The organism is Aldersonia kunmingensis (genome assembly GCF_001646865.1).
Lineage (GTDB): Bacteria > Actinomycetota > Actinomycetes > Mycobacteriales > Mycobacteriaceae > Aldersonia > Aldersonia kunmingensis.
Window position 1 is genome coordinate 1 of the sequence record NZ_LRRB01000119.1, and the last position, 18,952, is coordinate 18,952.

Annotated in this window: 21 protein-coding genes; 9 read left to right on the plus strand and 12 right to left on the minus strand. The window is 66.6% G+C overall.

Going from position 1 to position 18,952, the window contains the following annotated elements; translation table 11 throughout:
* The first annotated feature begins 175 nt into the window (after positions 1-175).
* Positions 176-1,723 carry an MBL fold metallo-hydrolase gene (locus A8G08_RS09610; RefSeq protein WP_068273193.1) on the plus strand — a complete coding sequence of 516 codons (1,548 nt, stop codon included), beginning with the start codon at positions 176-178 and terminating at the stop codon, positions 1,721-1,723.
* Here A8G08_RS09610 and A8G08_RS28440 read toward each other — a convergent pair whose 3' ends face one another.
* From A8G08_RS28440 to serS, 9 genes are all read right to left on the minus strand, one after another.
* Positions 1,724-2,008 (minus strand): hypothetical protein, encoded by a 285-nt coding sequence (locus A8G08_RS28440; RefSeq protein WP_222844255.1) that lies wholly within the window; start codon positions 2,006-2,008, stop codon positions 1,724-1,726.
* A gap of 337 nt (positions 2,009-2,345) precedes the next feature.
* Positions 2,346-2,630 (minus strand): hypothetical protein, encoded by a 285-nt coding sequence (locus A8G08_RS09620; RefSeq protein WP_068273197.1) that lies wholly within the window; start codon positions 2,628-2,630, stop codon positions 2,346-2,348.
* 281 nt (positions 2,631-2,911) lie between these two features.
* Positions 2,912-3,424 (minus strand): hypothetical protein, encoded by a 513-nt coding sequence (locus A8G08_RS09625; protein WP_068273199.1) that lies wholly within the window; start codon positions 3,422-3,424, stop codon positions 2,912-2,914.
* Between the two features lie 53 nt (positions 3,425-3,477).
* Positions 3,478-3,762, minus strand: a complete 285-nt coding sequence (locus tag A8G08_RS27770) for a hypothetical protein (RefSeq protein ID WP_222844256.1) — start codon at positions 3,760-3,762, stop codon at positions 3,478-3,480.
* Positions 3,763-4,043: 281 nt separating this feature from the next.
* On the minus strand, positions 4,044-4,556 hold the full coding sequence (locus A8G08_RS09635; protein WP_068273203.1) for a hypothetical protein: 513 nt from the start codon (positions 4,554-4,556) through the stop codon (positions 4,044-4,046).
* Between the two features lie 88 nt (positions 4,557-4,644).
* Positions 4,645-5,550 carry a DMT family transporter gene (locus A8G08_RS09640; protein ID WP_068273205.1) on the minus strand — a complete coding sequence of 302 codons (906 nt, stop codon included), beginning with the start codon at positions 5,548-5,550 and terminating at the stop codon, positions 4,645-4,647.
* 4 nt (positions 5,551-5,554) lie between these two features.
* Positions 5,555-6,568 carry a neutral zinc metallopeptidase gene (locus tag A8G08_RS09645; protein ID WP_068273207.1) on the minus strand — a complete coding sequence of 338 codons (1,014 nt, stop codon included), beginning with the start codon at positions 6,566-6,568 and terminating at the stop codon, positions 5,555-5,557.
* Between the two features lie 347 nt (positions 6,569-6,915).
* Positions 6,916-8,130 (minus strand): MFS transporter, encoded by a 1,215-nt coding sequence (locus tag A8G08_RS09650; RefSeq protein WP_068273209.1) that lies wholly within the window; start codon positions 8,128-8,130, stop codon positions 6,916-6,918.
* Between the two features lie 132 nt (positions 8,131-8,262).
* On the minus strand, positions 8,263-9,522 hold the full coding sequence (serS, locus tag A8G08_RS09655; protein ID WP_068273210.1) for a serine--tRNA ligase: 1,260 nt from the start codon (positions 9,520-9,522) through the stop codon (positions 8,263-8,265).
* A gap of 106 nt (positions 9,523-9,628) precedes the next feature.
* Here serS and A8G08_RS09660 point away from each other — a divergent pair, with 106 nt between their 5' ends.
* The 5 genes from A8G08_RS09660 (at position 9,629) to A8G08_RS09680 (ending at position 13,719) form a co-directional block, all read left to right on the plus strand.
* Entirely contained in the window at positions 9,629-10,801 is a 1,173-nt protein-coding gene (locus tag A8G08_RS09660; protein ID WP_245672751.1) for a septum formation family protein, read from the plus strand.
* 16 nt (positions 10,802-10,817) lie between these two features.
* Positions 10,818-11,156, plus strand: a complete 339-nt coding sequence (locus A8G08_RS09665) for a metallopeptidase family protein (protein WP_425394546.1) — start codon at positions 10,818-10,820, stop codon at positions 11,154-11,156.
* A gap of 196 nt (positions 11,157-11,352) precedes the next feature.
* Positions 11,353-11,658: a PE family protein gene (locus tag A8G08_RS09670; RefSeq protein WP_068273217.1), complete on the plus strand. Its 306-nt coding sequence runs from the start codon at positions 11,353-11,355 to the stop codon at positions 11,656-11,658.
* 49 nt (positions 11,659-11,707) lie between these two features.
* Entirely contained in the window at positions 11,708-12,898 is a 1,191-nt protein-coding gene (locus A8G08_RS09675) for a PPE domain-containing protein (RefSeq protein WP_068273219.1), read from the plus strand.
* Entirely contained in the window at positions 12,895-13,719 is an 825-nt protein-coding gene (locus tag A8G08_RS09680) for an ESX secretion-associated protein EspG (RefSeq protein WP_068273221.1), read from the plus strand. Before A8G08_RS09675 ends, A8G08_RS09680 begins: the two co-directional genes overlap by 4 nt.
* Positions 13,720-13,744: 25 nt before the next feature.
* Here the strand turns inward: A8G08_RS09680 and A8G08_RS09685 are convergent, their stop codons facing one another.
* From A8G08_RS09685 to A8G08_RS09695, 3 genes are read right to left on the minus strand one after another with little or no spacing between them, the layout of a single operon-like run.
* A complete protein-coding gene (locus A8G08_RS09685) occupies positions 13,745-14,425 on the minus strand; it encodes a histidine phosphatase family protein (RefSeq protein ID WP_068273232.1) in 681 nt (226 codons plus the stop codon).
* Entirely contained in the window at positions 14,422-15,339 is a 918-nt protein-coding gene (gene pheA / locus A8G08_RS09690; protein WP_068273223.1) for a prephenate dehydratase, read from the minus strand. Before pheA ends, A8G08_RS09685 begins: the two co-directional genes overlap by 4 nt.
* Before the next feature lie 20 nt (positions 15,340-15,359).
* Entirely contained in the window at positions 15,360-16,022 is a 663-nt protein-coding gene (locus A8G08_RS09695) for a hypothetical protein (protein ID WP_068273225.1), read from the minus strand.
* A 122-nt stretch (positions 16,023-16,144) separates the two neighbouring features.
* On the opposite strand from A8G08_RS09695, the gene A8G08_RS09700 reads away from it, so the two are divergent.
* The 3 genes from A8G08_RS09700 to A8G08_RS09710 all read left to right on the plus strand — a co-directional run bounded on the left by A8G08_RS09700 (position 16,145) and on the right by A8G08_RS09710 (position 18,857).
* Positions 16,145-16,915 carry a DUF2470 domain-containing protein gene (locus A8G08_RS09700; protein WP_068273227.1) on the plus strand — a complete coding sequence of 257 codons (771 nt, stop codon included), beginning with the start codon at positions 16,145-16,147 and terminating at the stop codon, positions 16,913-16,915.
* A 98-nt stretch (positions 16,916-17,013) separates the two neighbouring features.
* Positions 17,014-17,982: a non-homologous end-joining DNA ligase gene (gene ligD / locus A8G08_RS09705; RefSeq protein WP_068273228.1), complete on the plus strand. Its 969-nt coding sequence runs from the start codon at positions 17,014-17,016 to the stop codon at positions 17,980-17,982.
* A gap of 86 nt (positions 17,983-18,068) precedes the next feature.
* On the plus strand, positions 18,069-18,857 hold the full coding sequence (locus A8G08_RS09710) for a CPBP family intramembrane glutamic endopeptidase (protein WP_068273233.1): 789 nt from the start codon (positions 18,069-18,071) through the stop codon (positions 18,855-18,857).
* The last annotated feature ends 95 nt before the right edge of the window (positions 18,858-18,952 follow it).

An 18,952-nucleotide genomic window follows, 5' to 3' on the forward strand; every position in this document is an offset into this window, starting at 1 on the left:
AATCGTCCGGTAAACGGGATCCACGCCGGTGAGCCTATCCGTTGCACGTTCCGGGCTCGAATGCTGGAGCACTCCGATCTGGCGTTCCCAGTTGCGCGCCCGATGGTGTTCAGCGGGTCAACGTAAAGTAGGCGCCTGGTTCGCAGGGCAGTCGAATAAGGAGCCGAACACCACCATGCAGGTCACCAGCGTCGGGCACGCCGGATTTCATATCCAGACCTCGGCGGGATCGATTCTGTGCGACCCCTGGGTGACGCCGGCCTACTTCGGCTCGTGGTTCCCGTTCCCGGACAACACCGGGCTCAACTGGGACGCACTCGGCGACTGCGACTACCTCTACGTCTCCCACCTGCACAAGGACCACTTCGACCCGGCCACGCTGGCGAAGTACGTCAACAAGGACGCCACGGTCCTGCTCCCCGACTACCCGGTTCCGGACCTGCGCCGCGAGCTCGAGGCGCTCGGATTCCACAACTTCTTCGAGACCGAGGACTCGGTCAAGCACCGCGTTTCCGGCAAGCACGGCGACCTCGACGTCATGATCGTCGCCCTGCGCGCGCCGGCCGACGGCCCGATCGGCGACTCCGGCCTGATCGTGTCGGATGGCGAGACCACATGCTTCAACATGAACGACTCGCGGCCGATGGACATGGACGTCGTCCACGACGCGTTCGGGCAGCTCGACATCCACCTCGTGCAGTTCTCCGGCGCGATCTGGTACCCGATGGTCTACGACATCCCCGAGCGCAGCAAAACCGTGTTCGGCAAGCAGAAGCGGCAGCGCGGCATGGACCGGGCACGCAGCTACATCGAGCAGGTGAACGCCACCTGGGTGGTGCCCTCGGCCGGCCCGCCGGTGTTCCTCGACGCCGACCTGCGCGCCCACAACGACGACCGCGGCGACGAAGGCAACATCTTCCCGGACCAGATCGTGTTCCTCGAGCAGATGCGGATCCACGGCGCCGACAACGGGCTACTGATGATCCCCGGTTCGGTGGCCGACCTGAGCGGCGGCGAACTATCGCTCACGCATCCGATCCCCGAGGCCGAAGTCAAGGCGATCTTCGCCAACAAGGCCGAGTACATCGAGGACATGGCGCGCCGACTCGCGCCGGTTCTCGAGGCGGAGAAGGCGAGCTGGGCCCCGGCGACCGGTGAACCGCTGCTCGGCGGGCTGCGCGATCTGTTCGAGCCGCTCATGCGGCAGAGCGATCTCATCTGCGACGGCATCGGATACCCGGTGGCGCTCGAGATGGGCGACGAGACCGTGGTGCTCGACTTCCCCGCGCGCACCGTGCGCGAGCCGGCCGCCGACGACAAGAAGTACCGCTACGGCTTCCGCATCGCACCCGAACTCGTGCGAACCGTGCTGCGCGACAACGAACCCGACTGGGTGAACAGCATCTTCCTGTCCACCCGGTTCGAGGCCTGGCGCATCGGCGGCTACAACGAGTTCCTCTACACCTTCTTCAAATGCCTTACCGACGAGCGCATCGCCTACGCCGACGGCTGGTTCGCCGAGGCCCACGACGACACGGCCTCCATCGAGGTCGCCGGCTGGGAAGTGCAGCGCCGCTGCCCGCACCTCAAAGCCGACCTGACGAAGTTCGGCGTGATCGAGGGCGAACGTCTCACCTGCAACCTGCACGGCTGGGAATGGGACCTGCCCAGCGGGCGCTGCCTCACCTCGAAGGGACACGAGCTCCGTACGCGGAAGCTCTGATCAGTCCAGTCGGTCCGGGAGGACCGGGGTGATGATGTCGAGGATCTTGCGGGCTTCGGTGCAGGCTTGATCGATCGTGGTGACCTCATCGGGGTGCGTGCCCGCGAGCTGCGGCAGGTAGGGCACATTGATCTGCAAGGCACCCGGCTCGACGTCGATCGTGACGACGCACATCGGCGTTGCAGCCGCGCTATTCGCAACCGACACATCCCTTCCGGCGACGGCCAAATGCTCACGCTCGACAAGCTTTCCGTGGGCCAGGACGTCGCCATACTGGGCGCTCACCACGGATATTCCTGCTGCATAGCCCGGCTCACGATGTTGAAACTCGCAGGAGAGTTCGGGCCACGACACGTTCATTGCGTATCGGTTCGTGGGCCCCGGATAATCGGCGGCAGTCATCGCATCAGTGAAATGCACACACGGGTCCAGACTGACCGCTGCTGTCGTTGATGTATCGGCACCGCCGGTCCCGCAGCCGGATAGCAGGACAACAAACGTCGCGCATGTGCCGAATCCGGCTGCACTGCGAATAGGGCGGCGAAGAGAAGTCATTCGAGTCCAATCGAGTTGAAGCGGCGCAGGACCCTAGGGTCACGCGCTCAGCAGTCCGAAGCGCTGATCAGTCGAGGCGGTCCGGGAGGACCGGGGTGATGATGTCGAGGATCTTGTGAACCTCGGCGCAGGCTTGGTCGATCGTGGTGAGCGCATCCGGCTGGGTGTACTCGTTGCGCGGCGTATAGCCGACGCGGACCTGCAAAGTCCCGGGCGAAATATTGATACTTCCCATGCACAGATTTGTGGTCGCGGAGGCATCCCCGACCGAAGCGTCCCGTCCGGCCAGCGAAAGCTGTTCTCGCTCGACGAGACTCTTCTCGCCGATCACCGCCTCATAGGGCTTTCCCATTACTGCAATTCCGGTGGCGTAACGCGGGTCCCGGTGGCTGAACCCACAGCTCTGTTCAGGCCACGGGGAGGTGCGGTCGGGTCTACGGTCCGGCGCCGTATAGCCCGCGGCAGTCATTTGGCCGGTGAAAGACGCACACGGGTCAAGGCTCACGGCAACCGTGGTCGGTGTCGCGTTGAGAGCTGTTTCGTCGTCGCCCGAGCCGCAACTTGCAATAGATGCCACCAGCGCGGCACTCACGCCGACGACCGCGACGATGCGCCAAACTTGGGAATTGATGTTCATTCGAGTCCGATCGAGTTGAAGCGCGACTCGGTACCACCGTCGGTACCGACGTAGGCGTCGAGCGCAGTTTGTAGACCGTCGCGGAAATCAGTCACCCAAGCGATCAGCCCATCGAAGTACCCCACTGCCGAGCTGTGATGGGGAAGACTGCCGCCACCGCGCGCCTTGTGCTGGTACTTGGTGAGCAATTGCTTTGCCGGTGGAAACCCGTCCTCACCGATCCCCAATGTCTCCGGGTACAAGTCCTCATACGCTCGCTGTTGTAGCTGGACGAGTTCGTCAATGTGCTTGTCGCAGTCGGCGATAATCCCTTTCATACCTTCGGGATCCATCGACAGCTGCCCGCCACCCTCGACGTAACTCGTCATGTACGCCTTGAAATCCCCCACCGGCGGCGCGTCGGCAAGGCCAGCCGGATCGACCAATTCCTGCCACGTCTGCGCAACCGGCGCGGCCGGTGCCGACGAGGCAAGCAGCGCCCCATACTGATCCGCGAAATTCGTCGTCACACGCGTCTCCCCCCGAAGTCGTGACACAAGATCATTCCCTGTGGAACCTCTGATCAGTCGAGGCGGTCCGGGAGGACCGGGGTGATGATGTCGAGGATCTTTTCGGCCTCTCCACACGCCTGATCCATATTGGTCAGGTCGTCCTTGAGCGGACCGAGTTCCGGCGGGATGAACGGGACCCGAATCTGCAAGGTGCCCGGGTCGATGTCGACGCTGACGAAACACATGTTGGTGGCCTCGGAGGCGTCCGAGATGGAGACGTCCCGGCCCGCGACCGTTAGATGCTCGCGCTCGACCAGTCGGTCGTCGGCGATCACTGCGTCGTAGGGCTTACCCATTACCGAGATTCCTGCCGAGTAACCGGGATTCCGGTGGCTGAAGCCGCAGGTCATTTCGGGCCAGGGGTAGGTACGATCTCGATCCCGGCTGGCCTTGTGGTGGCCAGCAGCGTCCATGACGGCCGCGAAGGGCTGGCATGGGTCGAGCCTCACCGCGACTGTAGTCGGCGTTGCCTCAGACGGTGTGTCTGCCTCACCTGTCCCGCAGCTCGAGATTGCCGCCGCAATTGCGACGCAGACACCAACTGTTGCTCCGATGCGCTGGCGTCGAGAATTGAAGGTCATTCGATTCCGATCGAGTTGAAGCTGGCCTCGGTACCGAAGTCGGCAACGAGATAGGCGTCGAGAGCGGTCTGCAATCCATCGCGGAAATCAGTGACCCACTCGATGAGCCCTTGGAAATAGCCGACCGCCGAACTGTGTTTCGGAAGGCTGCCTCCGCCTCGGGCCTTGGGCTGGTACTTGGCGAGTAACTGCCGAGCCGGTTCGAACCCGTGCTCCCCGATCCCCAGCGTCTCCGGATACAGGTCGTTGTACGCCTTGCGTTGCAACACACGGATTTCCTCAATGTGGTTGTCGCAGTACGCGATGCAATCCCGCATCCCATCGGGATCCATCTCGAGCTGCCCGCCACCCTCGACGTAACTCGTCATGTACGCCTTGAAATCCCCCACCGGCGGCGCATCGGCGAGGCCGGCCGGATCGACCAATTCCTGCCACGTCTGCGCAACCGGCGCGGCCGGTGCCGACGAGGCAAGCAGCGCCCCAAACTGATCCGCGAAATTCGTCGTCACACGCGTCTCCCCCCGAAGTCGTGACACAAGATCATTCCCCCACAAAAACCACCGCAGCTTACCCAACGCACAACAGGCCCCAGAAGCGTCAACGGGTGGCTAGCACCACCGCGACACCGATGAGCGCGCACGCCAATACCGCAGGCAACGACAGCCCCGCGCCCGTCGGCGTCAGCACGTCCAGCACGAGCGCGCCCGCGAGCTGCCCACCAACCGACGCCAGCCCGAGCAGCAGCACACCGATCCATCGCACCGCGAGAACGCCGAGCGCAATCAGCACCACTCCAAGCGCGCCGCCGAAGTAGAGCCACACATCGGTCGGCCAGGAGTCCGGCCAACCGCGAACTGCGACGACCACCCCGGCGACGAGCACCAACGCGCTGGTGCCGACCGCGAAGTTCACCCAGGCCGCCACGATCGGACCGCCGGACACACCGACTCGGCCGTTCACTGCCTGCTGGAAAGCCAGTCCGCCACCGGCCATTGCAGGCAGGACCGCGAGCCACAGCGAACCGCCCTCCGCGTTCCACTGCCCGAACCCGGCAACGGCGACCGCGGCCAGCGCAACCGCCGCGCCGAGCGCGCGCAGTGCCGTCACCGGCGTCGCGCCTGACGGTGCCAGCCCGGTCCGGTCCACCCACAGGCTGCCGAGCAATTGCCCGCCGACCACCGCGACGGTGAAGGTGGCCACGCCGATCGTCGCCACAGTCAGCCCCTGACAGGAGACCAGCGCGGCCCCGCACAGTCCGCCGAGAAGTTGCCAGCGCGGGAGACTGCCACCCCGGACCGCTTCTCGCACTGCGCGAAACCTTGACCGCGGCTCGGCACTCACCGCAAGTGCGATGCACAGCAACACCAAGCCAACACCGAAGCTGATCAGGGCGGCGAGCACACCGTCGCCGAGGCGATCTCCGAGTTCGCCGTTCACCCGGGCCTGGGCGGCCACGAGCGCTCCGACGAGGAAAGCGAGCAGCAGGCCGAGTCGCCGATGCACCCGCTCAGCTCACCGTGTTCGGCGGCGCCACCCAGGTGTTGCAGATATCGAGCGAATTGCGTTGCACCCCTTTGGTGAACCACTCACCCCAGTTCTGCGGCGTGCCGTGTGACTGCACCCCGCCCGGCTGATCGCCGCGAGTGAAGTTGTCCTGCTGTGCCATTGCGATGCTCGGCGGATCGAAGGTGACTCCGAAGAACATGCCGGACAGGCACTGCGCCTGTAGTTCCGCGCGGCGCGAGAGTTCGAGGCCGGCCGGTGTCCCGCGACCCACCGCGTCCATCTGCTCGACCGAGGATTGCAGCGTGCCGCTGAGCCGCTGCAGGTGATGGCCGTACTCGTGGGCGAGCATGCCCATCGCGGCGGCGGGCACCCCGCGAGCGCCCGTCGTGGTGCTCTTGTAGCTAGCGGGCACAAGGTAAATCGTGCCGTCGCAGTAGAAGCTGGTCTGATCCGGCACTGCCGTGCACGCGCCGCCGGTGACCTTGTCGGTGACCACGACGTTCGCCGGGGCGAACGGCAGCTTCAACCGTTCCAGGACCGGCCGCCATGCCGAATCCAGGCAGCCGAGCGCGCCCTGCAGGAAGACCGTTGCGGCAGCATCGTCATCGCCCCAACGCGGCAGCTTGCAGGCCTGCCTAGCGAGCGAAACATTAACGCTGGTCAGCGGATTCGCCGCGGTCGCGTTTACCGGCTCGGACACACCCGGGATGATCGGCAACGATTCCGACGCCGTCGTCGCGCGGGCAGTGTTGCTGAGCGGCACGATAGTCGGCGGTGAAGGTAGCTGCGAGAGCTGGATCGTGTCCTCGGGTGCGGTCAGCGGAACGCCTGTGACCGGGAACGCCGTCGTTGTCGTCGGGGTCGGCGTCGCATCGGCCTGAGAATCGGAATCGGCAGTGAAGCGCATGGCGATCACCACCCCGGCACCTACCACCGCGACGACCGCGACAGCGCTCCACACCAGCAGCATGCGGCGCTCACCGCGGCTCATCTTCCCGCTCGGCGGACTGGTCACATCACGACTTTCCGGTCGATCCGACACATTGGGTACCGAATCTAACGTTCGTTCCGCTCGAGTTCGGGTAGTTCGCGCAGCGTGATCTCGATCACTTTTCGCGGCGGGCTGTGCGGACTTCCACGCCCATATCTTTTGCCGATGCCGAGCAGTCTCGCTACGTTTGAATATGTACTGATGTGTGCAACGAGGCACGCTCTACCCGCCTCGATCCAGGAGTACGAATCTCATGATCGCTTCCATGCGCCGGTTGGCGTACGCATTCGACCGCCTCACTCGGTCGACCTTCAACGCACCCCGCTGGGATGCGGAGAACCGCCGCTACATCCAGCCCTGATACGACCCCACTACCCGGGCAGCCGATCCTCGGCTGCCCGGGTAGTGCCGTGTTCGGAGGTCTTGCGCGGTAGCCAACGAGGCGCGATGACGCCCGACAGCACGACCGGCAGCGCGAGCAGAGCAAGGGTTGCCGAGATCGGCAGCGCGGCCGACCCGATCGCGACGACAGCGAAGATCGCCAGCGCGACCACCTCCGACAGCAGTCCGGCGGCCGAGGTCACCGTCGCCCGCGCGGGACCGGCAATGGTCTCCTGCAGGCGTGCCTCGGTCACCACGGTCGCGTTCATGACGATGCCGTAACCGATGCCGATGAGCGCGAATCCGATCAGGCCGATCACGCCCGGACCGCCGATCAACGAACCGCTACCCAGCGCGATACCGGCGATGATCAGCGCGATCGCCATCGTGCGCCCGCGCATTCCCGAGGTGCGTGATGCGAGGGTGCTGCCCAGTAGCGACCCGCACACAGTCAGCCCGACCAGCAGCGGAACGGTCGCGGTCGATGCGCCGGCGTCCTCGGCGAGTAGGCCGAAGTATTCGTCGGTCGCGGTGAGTCCGTACAACAGCGCGGCGAGCAGCACACCGCCGCGGACCGGACCGTAGCGCACCGCCTCACCGATTCCCGAGCGCAGCATGCCGAGGTAGCTCGCGATCGGTCCGGCGCGCGTCGCTGGGGCGTCGTCATCAACCAGGGCATCGCCGTCGGGCGCCACCGCGACGACTCGCGGCGCGGACGGCAATGACGCGGCGAGTGCGGTTTGCACGAGCGCGGCAGCCACGCTGGTCCAGCCGACCAGCGTGTAGCCACCCCACTCGAACAGCGGCGCGGCAGCCAGAATCCCCAGCAGCGCAGCCAATTCCGCGGCGGCGGTGGCGAAACCGAGCACCCGCGGGTAGCCGCCTGCGTCCCCGCGGACGTCGAGTTCGTCGTAAAGCAGCGCCTCGAAGGTGCCGGACTGCAGCGCGCCGGCCGCGCCCCACAGCAGGAATCCCAATGCGAAACCGGAGAAGCCGGGTAGCACGGTCCAGATCACGAAGCACGATGCCGTGAGGGCACCGCCGAGCATGAGTAGCAAACGCCGCGAAACAACATCGGCCCAGGCGCCGGAGGGGACCTCGAGCAGGAATGCGGTGATCGACCAGATCGCCAGCAGCGCCGAGATCTGCGCCGTGCTCAGGCCATGGTCGGCGAACAGCAGCGCGTACAGCGCGTAGAACGGAATGAATTCACCGACGCCTCGGAAGGCGACGGCGCGGAATGCGACGGATCTACTTGTGCCTGGTCAACTCGGAGCGCGAGCAAACATGGCTACAACTGTGCGACCGGTAACGGACCCGCGTCAAGCGAATTAGCTCTAGTTCGGGCGCAGCACCTCGGTACCGACGAACGGCACCAGCGCCGCGGGCACCCGCACCGAACCGTCGGCCTGCTGATGGTTCTCGAGGATCGCCACCAGCCAGCGCGTGGTTGCCAGCGTGCCGTTAAGCGTTGCCGCCGTCTGCGGCTTGCCGTTCTCGTCGCGATAACGAGTCGCGAGACGGCGCGCCTGGAAGGTGGTGCAGTTCGACGTAGAGGTCAGCTCGCGGTACCGGCCCTGCGTCGGCACCCACGCCTCGCAGTCGAACTTCCGCGCCGCGGACGACCCCAGGTCGCCGGCCGCGATATCGATCACCCGGTAGGGCAGCTCGACCGCGGCGAGCATCTCTCGCTCCCAGGCGAGCAGGCGCTGATGCTCGGCATCGGCATCCTCGGGGCGGCAGTAGCTGAACATCTCGACCTTGTCGAACTGATGCACCCGAATGATGCCGCGCGTGTCCTTGCCGTAGCTACCCGCTTCGCGACGGAAGCACGACGACCATCCCACGTACCGCTTCGGTCCCGCGCTCAGGTCCAGGATCTCGCCGGAGTGGTAGCCGGCGAGCGGGACCTCCGAGGTGCCGACGAGATAGAGATCCTCGTCGGCCAGCTTGTAGACCTCCTCGGCATGCGCGCCGAGGAAGCCGGTGCCACCCATGATTTCCGGCCGGACCAGGACCGGCGGAATCATCATCGTGAAGCCGTTTGCAACGGCCTTCTGCGCTGCGAGCTGCAACATCCCCAGCTGCAGCAGCGCGCCGTAGCCGGTCAGGAAGAAGAATCGGGAGCCGGAGACCTTTGCGCCGCGTTCCATGTCGATCAGGTTGAGCGACTCGCCGAGCGCGAGGTGGTCCTTCGGTTCGAAATCAAAGGCGCGCGGCTCGCCGACCGTATCGATGAGGCGGAAGTCCTCCTCGCCGCCGGGCGGCACCTCGGACTGGATGACATTGGAGATGGCGCGGTGCGCGGCATCGAGGGCAGCGTCCGCCTGGTGCTGCTCGGCCTCGGCCTCCTTGACCTTGGCGGAGAGTTCCTGGCCCTGAGCCAGCAGGGCGGGCCGGTCCTCCGGCGTGGCCTTACCGACCAGTTTGCCGAGCGCTTTGTGATCGGCGCGCAGCTTGTCAGCGGTGGCGATGGCCGCGCGGCGGGACGCGTCGGCCTCCAGCAGCACATCCACCAGAGCGGGGTTCTCACCCCGCGCGGACTGCGATGCGCGCACTACGTCGGGCTGTTCACGCAGGAACTTGAGGTCGATCACGCTTGGCAACCCTACTTGGTGAGCCGACCGCCTGACTCAGCCTGTCGGAACGTCGTTCCCGGTCACCTCCTTCCTGTCCGGCAAAGATTGGGCATTATGGAGCGCGATGCCGGAGGAACAGATGCCACGCAAACGCAATCCGCTCGCCCAGGCGCGTGCCAATATCGCGCGCCTCGCTTCGTCGATCCAAGGCTCCGGACATGGCTCGGCCGATGCCGACCGAACCCCTGACGAACCGAGCGGTGGAGGGTCCGGGCTGCACTTTTCCGCTTCCACGACCCGGCGCGCGCTCGGGGTTATCGCCGTTGGGGCCGTCGCGGCCGCGGTGGTGACGATCTTCCTGACCGGCGGATTCAGCAATGAGTCCAACCTGCAGACCCGGCCGCCCGGGCATCCCGTGACCTCCGGCGCGGCCGCCGGTGAGGCATTCGGCACGGCACGGCAGGGCGATTGCCTGACCTGGTCGAAGTCTGATGCCAGCGACCTCGACAAGGTCGACTGCGGATCCGAGCACCTGTTCGAGGTCGCCGCCGAGATCGATCTGAGCCAGTACCCGGGCGCGGAGTTCGGCCCGGATTCAAAGTTCCCCGGGGTCCTGCGGTTCGCCGAGTTGAAGGATCAGCTGTGTGTCCCCGCGGTGCAGCAGTACCTCGGCGCGCAGTTCGACCCGAACGGCAAGTTCAGCGTCGGGCTGATCAATCCCGGCGACGCGGGCTGGGCATCGAACGAGCGCACCCTGCGCTGCGGACTGCAGTACTCCGGCAACTCCGGCTCATTGCGCCCGATCATCGGTCCCGTCGCCGAGCAGGATCAGTCGGATGTGCTCGATCCCGGCGTATGCGTCGGTATCAATCAGAACCTGCCCGCCGACCCGGTGGACTGCGCGCAACCGCATGCGTTCGAGACGGTCGCGGTCATCGACCTCGCGACGCAGTTCCCCGCGGGCCCTCCGTCGGTGGAGGAGCAGGACAGGTTCATCGAGCCCGCCTGCACCAAGGCGTCGAGCGACTACCTCGGTTCACCGGACGCGCTGCGCAATAAGACCCTGACCCTGTTCTGGGGTCAGTTCGACGCCACCAGCTGGCTCGCCGGCAGCCGCAAGGTGAACTGCTCGGTCGGCAAGGGCGCGGACGTCGGCTTTGCGCCGGTACAGAATTCGGCGAAGGGCGACATCCTGATCGACGGTCAGCCGCCGGTGCCGCCGCCCGCAGTGCCCGACGGCCGCTCGGTGCCGACCCCGCTGCCGGGCGCCGCGCCCGCGCCGCTGCCGCCGGGCTGACATCGTGCCGGTCACGATGAGCGCCGATCGATTCGAGGAACTGGTCGGCGAGGCACTCGATCTCATCCCGGAAAAACTCACACGCGCGATCGACAACGTCGTGGTGCTGGTAGAGGATCGCGATCCCGAGGACCCCGGCCTGCTCGGGCTCTACCAGGGCATTGCGCTCACCGAGCGGGACAGCCAGTACGGCGGTTCCCTGCCGGACACCATCACGATCTACCGCGACGCGATCCTGGCGATCTGCGACGACGAGGAACACGTGGTGGACGAGGTGGCGATCACCGTGATTCACGAAATCGCGCACTACTTCGGGATCGAAGAGGAACGGCTGCACGAGCTCGGCTGGGGTTAATGGCCGGCCCGCCGGCGTGGTTGATGCCGGCCCGCCGGCGTGGCTGATGGCCGGAAGCGCGAAAGTTTTTCTGCACCTTTGGGAACCGACGGAAATCCGCTCGCGTCGAACATTGTCGAGGGGAATCTGAGAGCACTCGCGCTCCCGGCTCCACCGGTCGGATGCCACTGACCTGGCCTACGAAGGAGTTCGCCGCATGACTGTTGTCGTCCATTCCGAAATGGTGCTCGCCGCAGCAACGGAACTCGACCTGCTCGCCGATCGTCTGTCCGGAGTCGCGGCTGTCAGTGGCCCGGCGACGCACGTGGTTCCGTCTGGCACAGAAGAGGTTTCGGTGCTGGCCGCGACGCATTTCAACCAGGTTGCGGCCATGCAGGACCAATCGCTCGCGAAGGGAATCCTCGAACTGCGCAACGCAGCGATGACCCTGCGCAACCACGCCGCACAGTACGTCGGCCAGGATCTCGCCAACGCGGCATCCATCGGCACGATTTCGGTCTGAGCTACCGGGCACTGGCAATCACCGCACGAACTAGCACGGGGGACAACTCATGACTCTGGGTGTAACGGGCGTTTTCTGGCTGCCCAGGATGGCAACGGCCAACTCGACCACGCTAAGCGCGGGCGCGCACGCGATCCCGATCTCGGGTGCCAGCGCCGCCTGGACCGCGATCGCCGGCGCATACGCGGATGCCACGTTCACGGTGGCCCGAGTGGTCGCCGAACTGGGCGTGGGGATGCAGGGCCTCAACGGCGTTGTCGCAGCCGCCAAGCTCGTCGGGTTCGGAGTCTGGGCCGAACGGGGCGCCGAAAACGCCGCGATAATGGCGGCCAAGACCGGCGCCAACGCCACCGCGTACACCGTGGCATCGGTCGCGATGCCGAGCCTCCCCGAGATCATCGCGGTGAAGACGGCAAAAACCGCGGCCTACACGACCGGTGGCGTGCTCAACGGCACCGCCGAGGCCGCCGAAGTAGCCGACCGCGCAATGGATATCCGCGCGGCAATCGTGATGGAGGCCTACGAGGCCGCGACCACCACAACCGTGCTCACCCCGAGCGTCTTCGCGCCCGCACCTTCCATCGCGGCTGGCGTCGATGGTGCCGAAGCACAGTCCGGTGGCGACGCCGACGCGCTGCAGGTCCTATTGGGAGGCGATCCGGTCCGGGCCGCATCGATGGCCGTCACCGGCCTCCTACAGAATCCGGGCGTCCAGACGATCGCGGCCCAGGCCGGCAATATCGCCAGTACCGCAGCCTCGGTCGGCGGAAATATCGGTGGCGCAGCGGTATCCGCGGTGACAGGCAACGCGCACGCGATGCTCGGCGGTTCGGTGGCGCCGATGGGCTCGCTGGGCGGATTCGGCGGGATCGGTGGCGCCGCGAGCAGCGGTGCCGTCGCAACCCGCGCGGCGGGTGTCGGTGAATTGGCCGGTGCCCGGATGACTGGGGTCGCCCTGCCGGAGGGCTGGGCGGGCGGCGCGCTCGGCGGCACCTCCGCGAGTGTGGGAACCACCGGCCTCACCGGGCCCAATGTCGAAGCGGGACAGCAGAACTTCACTGGCGGTCGGGTCGATCCGGCCGCGACACGCACCGCCGGCATGGGCCACCTGGCAGGGCCGCGGGCGGCGAGCGACGATGAGACCGAGCACGACTCCCCCGAATACCTGCGCAACGTAGAGCATTTCGAGGATGGCCGGATGGTCGTTCCGTCAGTGCTCGGTGCGGATCCTACGCAGTGATCGACCTCGGCACCTGCCACGCACCGTCGTCGCTAGAGGCGGTCACACTCGGCCTCGACGAAATGCAGTGGCTGCTCGAGTCATTGGAGGACGTCGATCTTCCGGTGGTGCTGGATGCGCTCGGGCGCTACGACAATCGCGACGATCACGACCTCGCGATGCGCGCCGCCCGCGAGTCACTGGATGCGCGCGGCCTGCTCGATGGCGACGCTGTCTCGCGGGACCTCGAGGACCGACTGCGCGTGCTCGGGCGGCCGCACTGGGTGCTCGCCCTGCGGTTGTTCACCGGCGAGCAAGTCTCCCGACTCTGTGTTGCCCAGGGCGAGGACATGTGTGTCCTCGCCCTGCGTGGGCCGGAAAGCTATGTGATCAGCGAACTTACCGGCGACCTCGTGGGGCCGGTCCTTGCCGCGCTCGGCGCTGCGCAGACACTCTCCTTCGGTGGCCTGAACGCTCCCACCGAGCAGTTGAGCCCGGTCTTCGACGACATCGGCGACCCCGACCGCACAAGTGGTCGCCTGCAGTTGCTCGGCGCAGCGCCGGCGGATGCGACCGCGATCGGGCACGCGATGCTGCACTGCCTAGCCCACGCCGAGATCGTCGGAGTGGTCTACGGCGACGGCGTGCGGGAGCAGGCACCCGGCCACCTCGCGGTTTTCGATACGCACCACGGCCGGTTCCTCGCCACCGCGAGCGAGGCACTCGACGGTACGAAATGGACCGCGCTGTCCCCGGGCAGCGATGCGCGCATCAGGCAGGCACTGCACACCTTGATCGATGCGCTGCCGCAGGATTCGCCGTTCCCGTATCGCCGCGCCTGATCGGGCCGCGCAGCGGGTAGCCCGATCAGCCCATAGGGTCGTCGGGGAGCGGGCTCACGTCCGCGTCCTCGAACGGCGGCTCGAACCGCCCCCAGCGCGCGCATGCCCAGCCGCCACCGTCGACCGCCACCAACTCGATCCGCTCGGTGTTGTCGAGATGGTTCTTGGCCGCGAAACCTGTGGGCAGATTGAGTAGGTTCGCGGCGGCGAGCCGGATTACCGCGCCGTGACTGACCACGACCAGGTCGCGGCTCCCGCCGTCACCGTGTGTGCCGTCGAGGAACTTCCCGCGTAGGTCGTTCAAGATCGGCAGGTATCGGTCGAGCACTTCGTAGCCGGTCTCCCCGCCCGGGGTGTGCGCGTCGAGATCGCCGATATGCCACCGTCGGTAGACGTCCTTGAAGAGTTCGTGCGACTCGTCGTCGTCACGATCCTCGAGATCGCCGACCTGCACCTCGTGCAGCCCATCCACCACTTGCATCGACACGCCGGTCACGATCTCTATCTGCCCGGCGGTCTGCCGCGCTCGGAGCGCCTGCGAACTGGCTACCGCCAGTGGCGGTGTCGGCGCGAGCAGCGTGCCGGCGATACGGGCCTGCTCGGCTCCCCTCGGCGTCAGCGCTGCACCAGGCAGCCGGGTGTCCAGACGGCGCGCGACATTCGCCTCCGTCTCCCCGTGCCGCATCAGGATCAGTTTGCCGCTCACGCTTCCGCCGTCCCCTTGCGCAGCGCGGACATCCACTCCTGCGCCTCGTCGTCCGAAGGCGGCGGCGAACCCGACGGGGTGTGCGCGGGCCACGAACCCAGGAACCGGACCTCGGCGCCGAAACGGTGCAGCGCCTTGAGCGCCTCCGCGACCGCGGTGTCGTCTATATGCCCGACACAGTCGAGATAGAACCGGTAGGCACCCATCCCGGTGCGCGTCGGCCGCGACTCAATCCGCGTGAGATCGATCCCACGCGTTGCGAACTCCTCGAACGCGCGGGCCAGCGAGCCCGGCACGTTGGGCAGCTCGAGCACGACCGAGGTGCGGTCGGCGCCGGTGCGCGTGGGTGCGGGAACGGGCCGGGTGCACAGCACGAACCGGGTGATCGCGTCGGCGTGATCGGCCACACCGTTCGCCAGCGCGATCAGGCCGAGTCGCTCTCCGGCCAGCGTTGTGGAGACCCCCGCGTCGGCATGTCCGGCCGCCACATCTTCGGCAGCGGCCGCGTTGGAGGCCGAAATGACCATCTGTGCGGCGGGCAGTTTGTCGGCGATCCACCCACGCACCTGGTCGGCCGCGACGGGATAGGCCGCGAGGGAGCGCACATCGGCCATCGTCGTACCGGGGCGCGCGACGATCGTGAAGGTCACGTCGAGTTCGGTCTCAGCGACGATCTGCAACCGCGGTCCGGATGCCAGTGAATCAAGCGTCGCCGGGATCGACCCCGCGACGGAACTTTCGATGGGCACCACGGCACCATCGACCGCGCCTGCGCGCACCATCTCCAGCGCAGCGGGCTGGCTTCCCGCGACTACTCGCTCGACCGGCCCGACGAAGGCGCCTGCCGATTCGAGCGCGGCGAGAGCCATTTCGGTGAAGGTCCCCGAAGGACCGAAGTAGGCGATACGCGGCACTCTTCGAGATTACTCAACGGTCAGGACAGCACCGCGAGTTCGCGTGCGACCCCTACCGGATCCGTTACCTCGATCCCGATCAGGACTTCGCGCACCGCGGCCGCCGCCTCGGGGTTGAGCCGGTTCAGCATCTCGATATTCGGCTTCGCAAACGCGGTGCGCACGTCGTCACCGCGCAGCGCTGCGACCGTCGCGGCGATCCCGGCGAGTGCTTGTTCCCCAGTCGCCGCGCGCGCCACGAAACCCGTGTCGACATGGGCGAGTACCGAGAGGAAATCCGCGACCTGTTCAGGGGATACGGACAGATCGAGCCCGGGCCGGCGACCGGTCGAGGTGATCGTTCGGACAACCTCGGCGTCGACCCGCCCGGCGACGAAGATCGTGGCTCGCACGGGAAGCGTCAGCACATCGGTGAGCAGATCCGGCGGGCAGTCGAGATGCAGCTCGATGCCCGACGGCAGATCCAGCTCGGTGTCGTGGTCGTAGCCGGTCAGATCGAATGCCCCGATCACGGCACCCGCCGCACCGGCACCGAGCTGTGCGAGCGGGACGACGGGCGTTCCGAGCAGGTGCGGAGGGACGGATTCGAGATCGACGGAGGAAACAAGCGGGAGCAGCAACTGCGCGGTGAGCGGGCGGGCGTCGGGGCGTTGCGGGACACCGAGAGTAAGCGGGATCGGCACCCGTCAACGGTATTCGATCAGACTCTGCCGTCCGGAACTCTTGCCACGACACGTATCCATGTCTTAGCTTAGGTTTACCTAAACAAAGGCTTACCTAACCACCCGGTGCCAAGGGAGACCCGATGACACGCTCGATCGCAATCGCAGGCCCCACCGCAGCAGAACGCATCCACAGCGCATGTGCACGCGCGGACAGCTCGGTGCTCGCGATTCCGGGGAGCGATCCGGTGCCCACCGCACTGCATCGCCTGCGTTCCTGCGGTGACACGATCATCGCGATCCCCACCGACTCGCCCGCGACCGCGATGGCGTGGCAGGCGGGTCGCACCGGACTCCCGGCGGTGCTCGAACTGACCGACGAGGCGCCGCTCGCGCTGCGCGAGCCGGTCCGGTCGCTGGTGTGGTTGCGCGGCACGGTGACTGCGGTGAACAGCCAGGCCGAGCGCGCGCTGGCCGCCGAGGTCGCCGCGGAGCATCCCCATCCCTCGCTGCTCGATGTCGGTCACGGCGCCACCCTGCTGCGCCTGGTCGTCGCCTCGGCCGTGGTCGCCGACGCCTCGGGTGCCGAGTCGGTGCAACCCGACGTACTGCGCGGCATTACCCCGGACCCGTTCGCCGAGATGGAAAAGCCCTGGCTGCAGCACCTCGACGCAGACCACCCCGATGTCATCGAGCGGCTCTCGCAGCGGTTGCCCAGCGGCATGCGCCGTGGCCGCGTCCGCCCGCTCGCTCTCGACCGATTCGGACTCACGCTGCGAGTGGAGACCGTCGACGGCGATCGAGACGTGCGGCTGCCGTTCAGCGATCCCGTCACCGATTTCACCGAACTCACCAAGGCGATCCGCATCCTGATGGGCTGCCCGTTCCTCAACGGACTGCGTGCTCGGCCCTGAACGGGCGGTGCTCGGCCCTGAACGGGCGGTGCTCGGCCCTGCTCATCCGAAAACCAGTGCGCCCCGCCGAAGTCGGATAGGCGCGCTAGTTTGAGCGCATGGCTGCCACGCGCGGGAAGCCCCCGTCGGTCGAGCTCGACGTCGGAGACCGCACCGTGCGAATCTCCAACCCAGACCGCGTCTACTTCCCTGCATCCGGGCTGACCAAGCTCGATCTCGTCCAGTACTACCTGAGCGTGGGCGACGGCATCGTTCGCGCGCTGCGGGAACGACCGTGCATGCTGCACCGCTTTCCCGAAGGCCTGGCCGGCGAGAAGGTGCACCAGAAACGGCTGCCAAATGGCGCACCGCCGTGGGTCGAGACCGTCCGCGTGCATTTCCCCCGCTACAACCGCAACGCCGACGAACTGTGCGTGACCGAGCTGGCGAGTGTCATCTGGGCGGTCCAAATGTCCACAGTCGAGTTCCATCCCTGGAACTCCCGCCGTGCCGATACCGAGAAACCGGACGAGTGGCGCATCGACCTCGATCCGATGCCGGACTGCCCGTTCGACCGGGTTCGCCGCGTCGCCCATGTCGCGCACGAAGTGCTCGATGAACTCGGCGCGGTCGGCTGGCCTAAAACCTCGGGCGGCAAAGGCATGCACATCTATGTGCGCATCGAACCGAACTACGGTTTCAGCGATGTGCGCCGGGCGGCACTGGCTTTCGCGCGCGAGGTGGAGCGCCGCGCGCCCGACGACGTCACCACCACCTGGTGGCGCAAGGACCGGGATCCGAAGCTGGTGTTCGTCGACTACAACCAGAACGCCCGCGACCACACCATCGCGAGCGCGTACTCCATCCGCGGAGTTCCAGACGCGACAGTCTCGACGCCGATCCACTGGGATGAAGTAGACGACGTCAACCCGCGCGATTGCACCGTCCTGACCGTGCCGAAGCGATTCGCCGAACTCGGCGACCTGCACGCAGGCATCGATGACGCGGTATTCGCGCTCGATCCATTGCTCGAGTGGGCCGAGCGCGACGAACTCGCCGGGGCCCACGACCCGGAGCCCGAGGCGTGAGCGTTGCCGACTGGTTCCGCGTGTACCTGCGCGGCGCACCCCCTTCGAGCGGAGTGAACGGAAGCGTTCACTCCGTTGAACGCAACATTTCTTCCATTCGCGGGGCCGAATTCGGCGAACCACTCGACCAGCGCGAACGCACGGCGACGTGGATCGAGATCGGCATCGTTCTCGTCGTCACCTTCGGCCTCAGCGGGCTCGGCTCGATGCTGTCGCTCATCGAGGACGCCCTCCAGACGGGCGCGCTGTCCGACCAGACCGTCGCGCTCAATCAATCGCGTTCGACGTACTCGCTCATCGACCTGCTGTTCCAACTGCTGTCGATCGCACGCCTCGCCGGCTGGGCGGCGCTGGGGCTGTACCTGCTCTGGCGCAGCGGAATCGGGCCCGCGGCCATCGGCCTCGCCCGGCGTCAGCTCCGGCGCGACATCGTGCCCGGCCTCGTCCTCGCCGCCGTGATCGGTGTGCCGGGGCTGCTGTTCTATCTGATCGCGCACGCACTGGGCCTCAACCTCACCGTGCAGCCGAGCGCACTGAACGACCACTGGTGGCGCGTTCCAGTCCTGATCCTGGCCGCGGTGGCGAACGCCGCGGCCGAAGAGATCATCGTAGTCGGCTATCTGATCACGCGGCTGCGCCGGCTCACCTGGTCGGAGAACGCGAGCCTCGCCGCATCAGCGGTGCTGCGTGGCAGCTATCACCTGTATCAGGGCATAGGCGGTGGGCTGGGGAACCTGCTGATGGGCCTGGTTTTCGGCCGGTATTGGCAGGTCACAAACAGACTGTGGCCGCTGATCATCGCCCACGCGCTGATCGACATCGTGGCGTTCGTCGGCTATGCGCTACTTCGCGATCACGTGGGCTGGCTGCCGTGAGTTCTGCCGAACTCCTTCACCACCGCGGCGGCCCGATATACCTGATCGATGTCCGACGACGTCGGGATCAGCTGCACCTCGTCGGTGCCGATATC

Excerpts from the sequence above, each read along its gene's own strand:
- A8G08_RS09610 (WP_068273193.1), top strand. The coding sequence starts at position 176 with ATGCAGGTCACCAGCGTCGGGCACGCCGGATTTCATATCCAGACCTCG.
- A8G08_RS09620 (WP_068273197.1), bottom strand. The coding sequence starts at position 2,630 with ATGGGAAAGCCCTATGAGGCGGTGATCGGCGAGAAGAGTCTCGTCGAG.
- A8G08_RS27770 (WP_222844256.1), bottom strand. The coding sequence starts at position 3,762 with ATGGGTAAGCCCTACGACGCAGTGATCGCCGACGACCGACTGGTCGAG.
- A8G08_RS09660 (WP_245672751.1), top strand. The coding sequence starts at position 9,629 with ATGCCGGAGGAACAGATGCCACGCAAACGCAATCCGCTCGCCCAGGCG.
- A8G08_RS09665 (WP_425394546.1), top strand. The coding sequence starts at position 10,818 with ATGAGCGCCGATCGATTCGAGGAACTGGTCGGCGAGGCACTCGATCTC.
- A8G08_RS09670 (WP_068273217.1), top strand. The coding sequence starts at position 11,353 with ATGACTGTTGTCGTCCATTCCGAAATGGTGCTCGCCGCAGCAACGGAA.
- A8G08_RS09675 (WP_068273219.1), top strand. The coding sequence starts at position 11,708 with ATGACTCTGGGTGTAACGGGCGTTTTCTGGCTGCCCAGGATGGCAACG.
- A8G08_RS09700 (WP_068273227.1), top strand. The coding sequence starts at position 16,145 with ATGACACGCTCGATCGCAATCGCAGGCCCCACCGCAGCAGAACGCATC.
- ligD (WP_068273228.1), top strand. The coding sequence starts at position 17,014 with ATGGCTGCCACGCGCGGGAAGCCCCCGTCGGTCGAGCTCGACGTCGGA.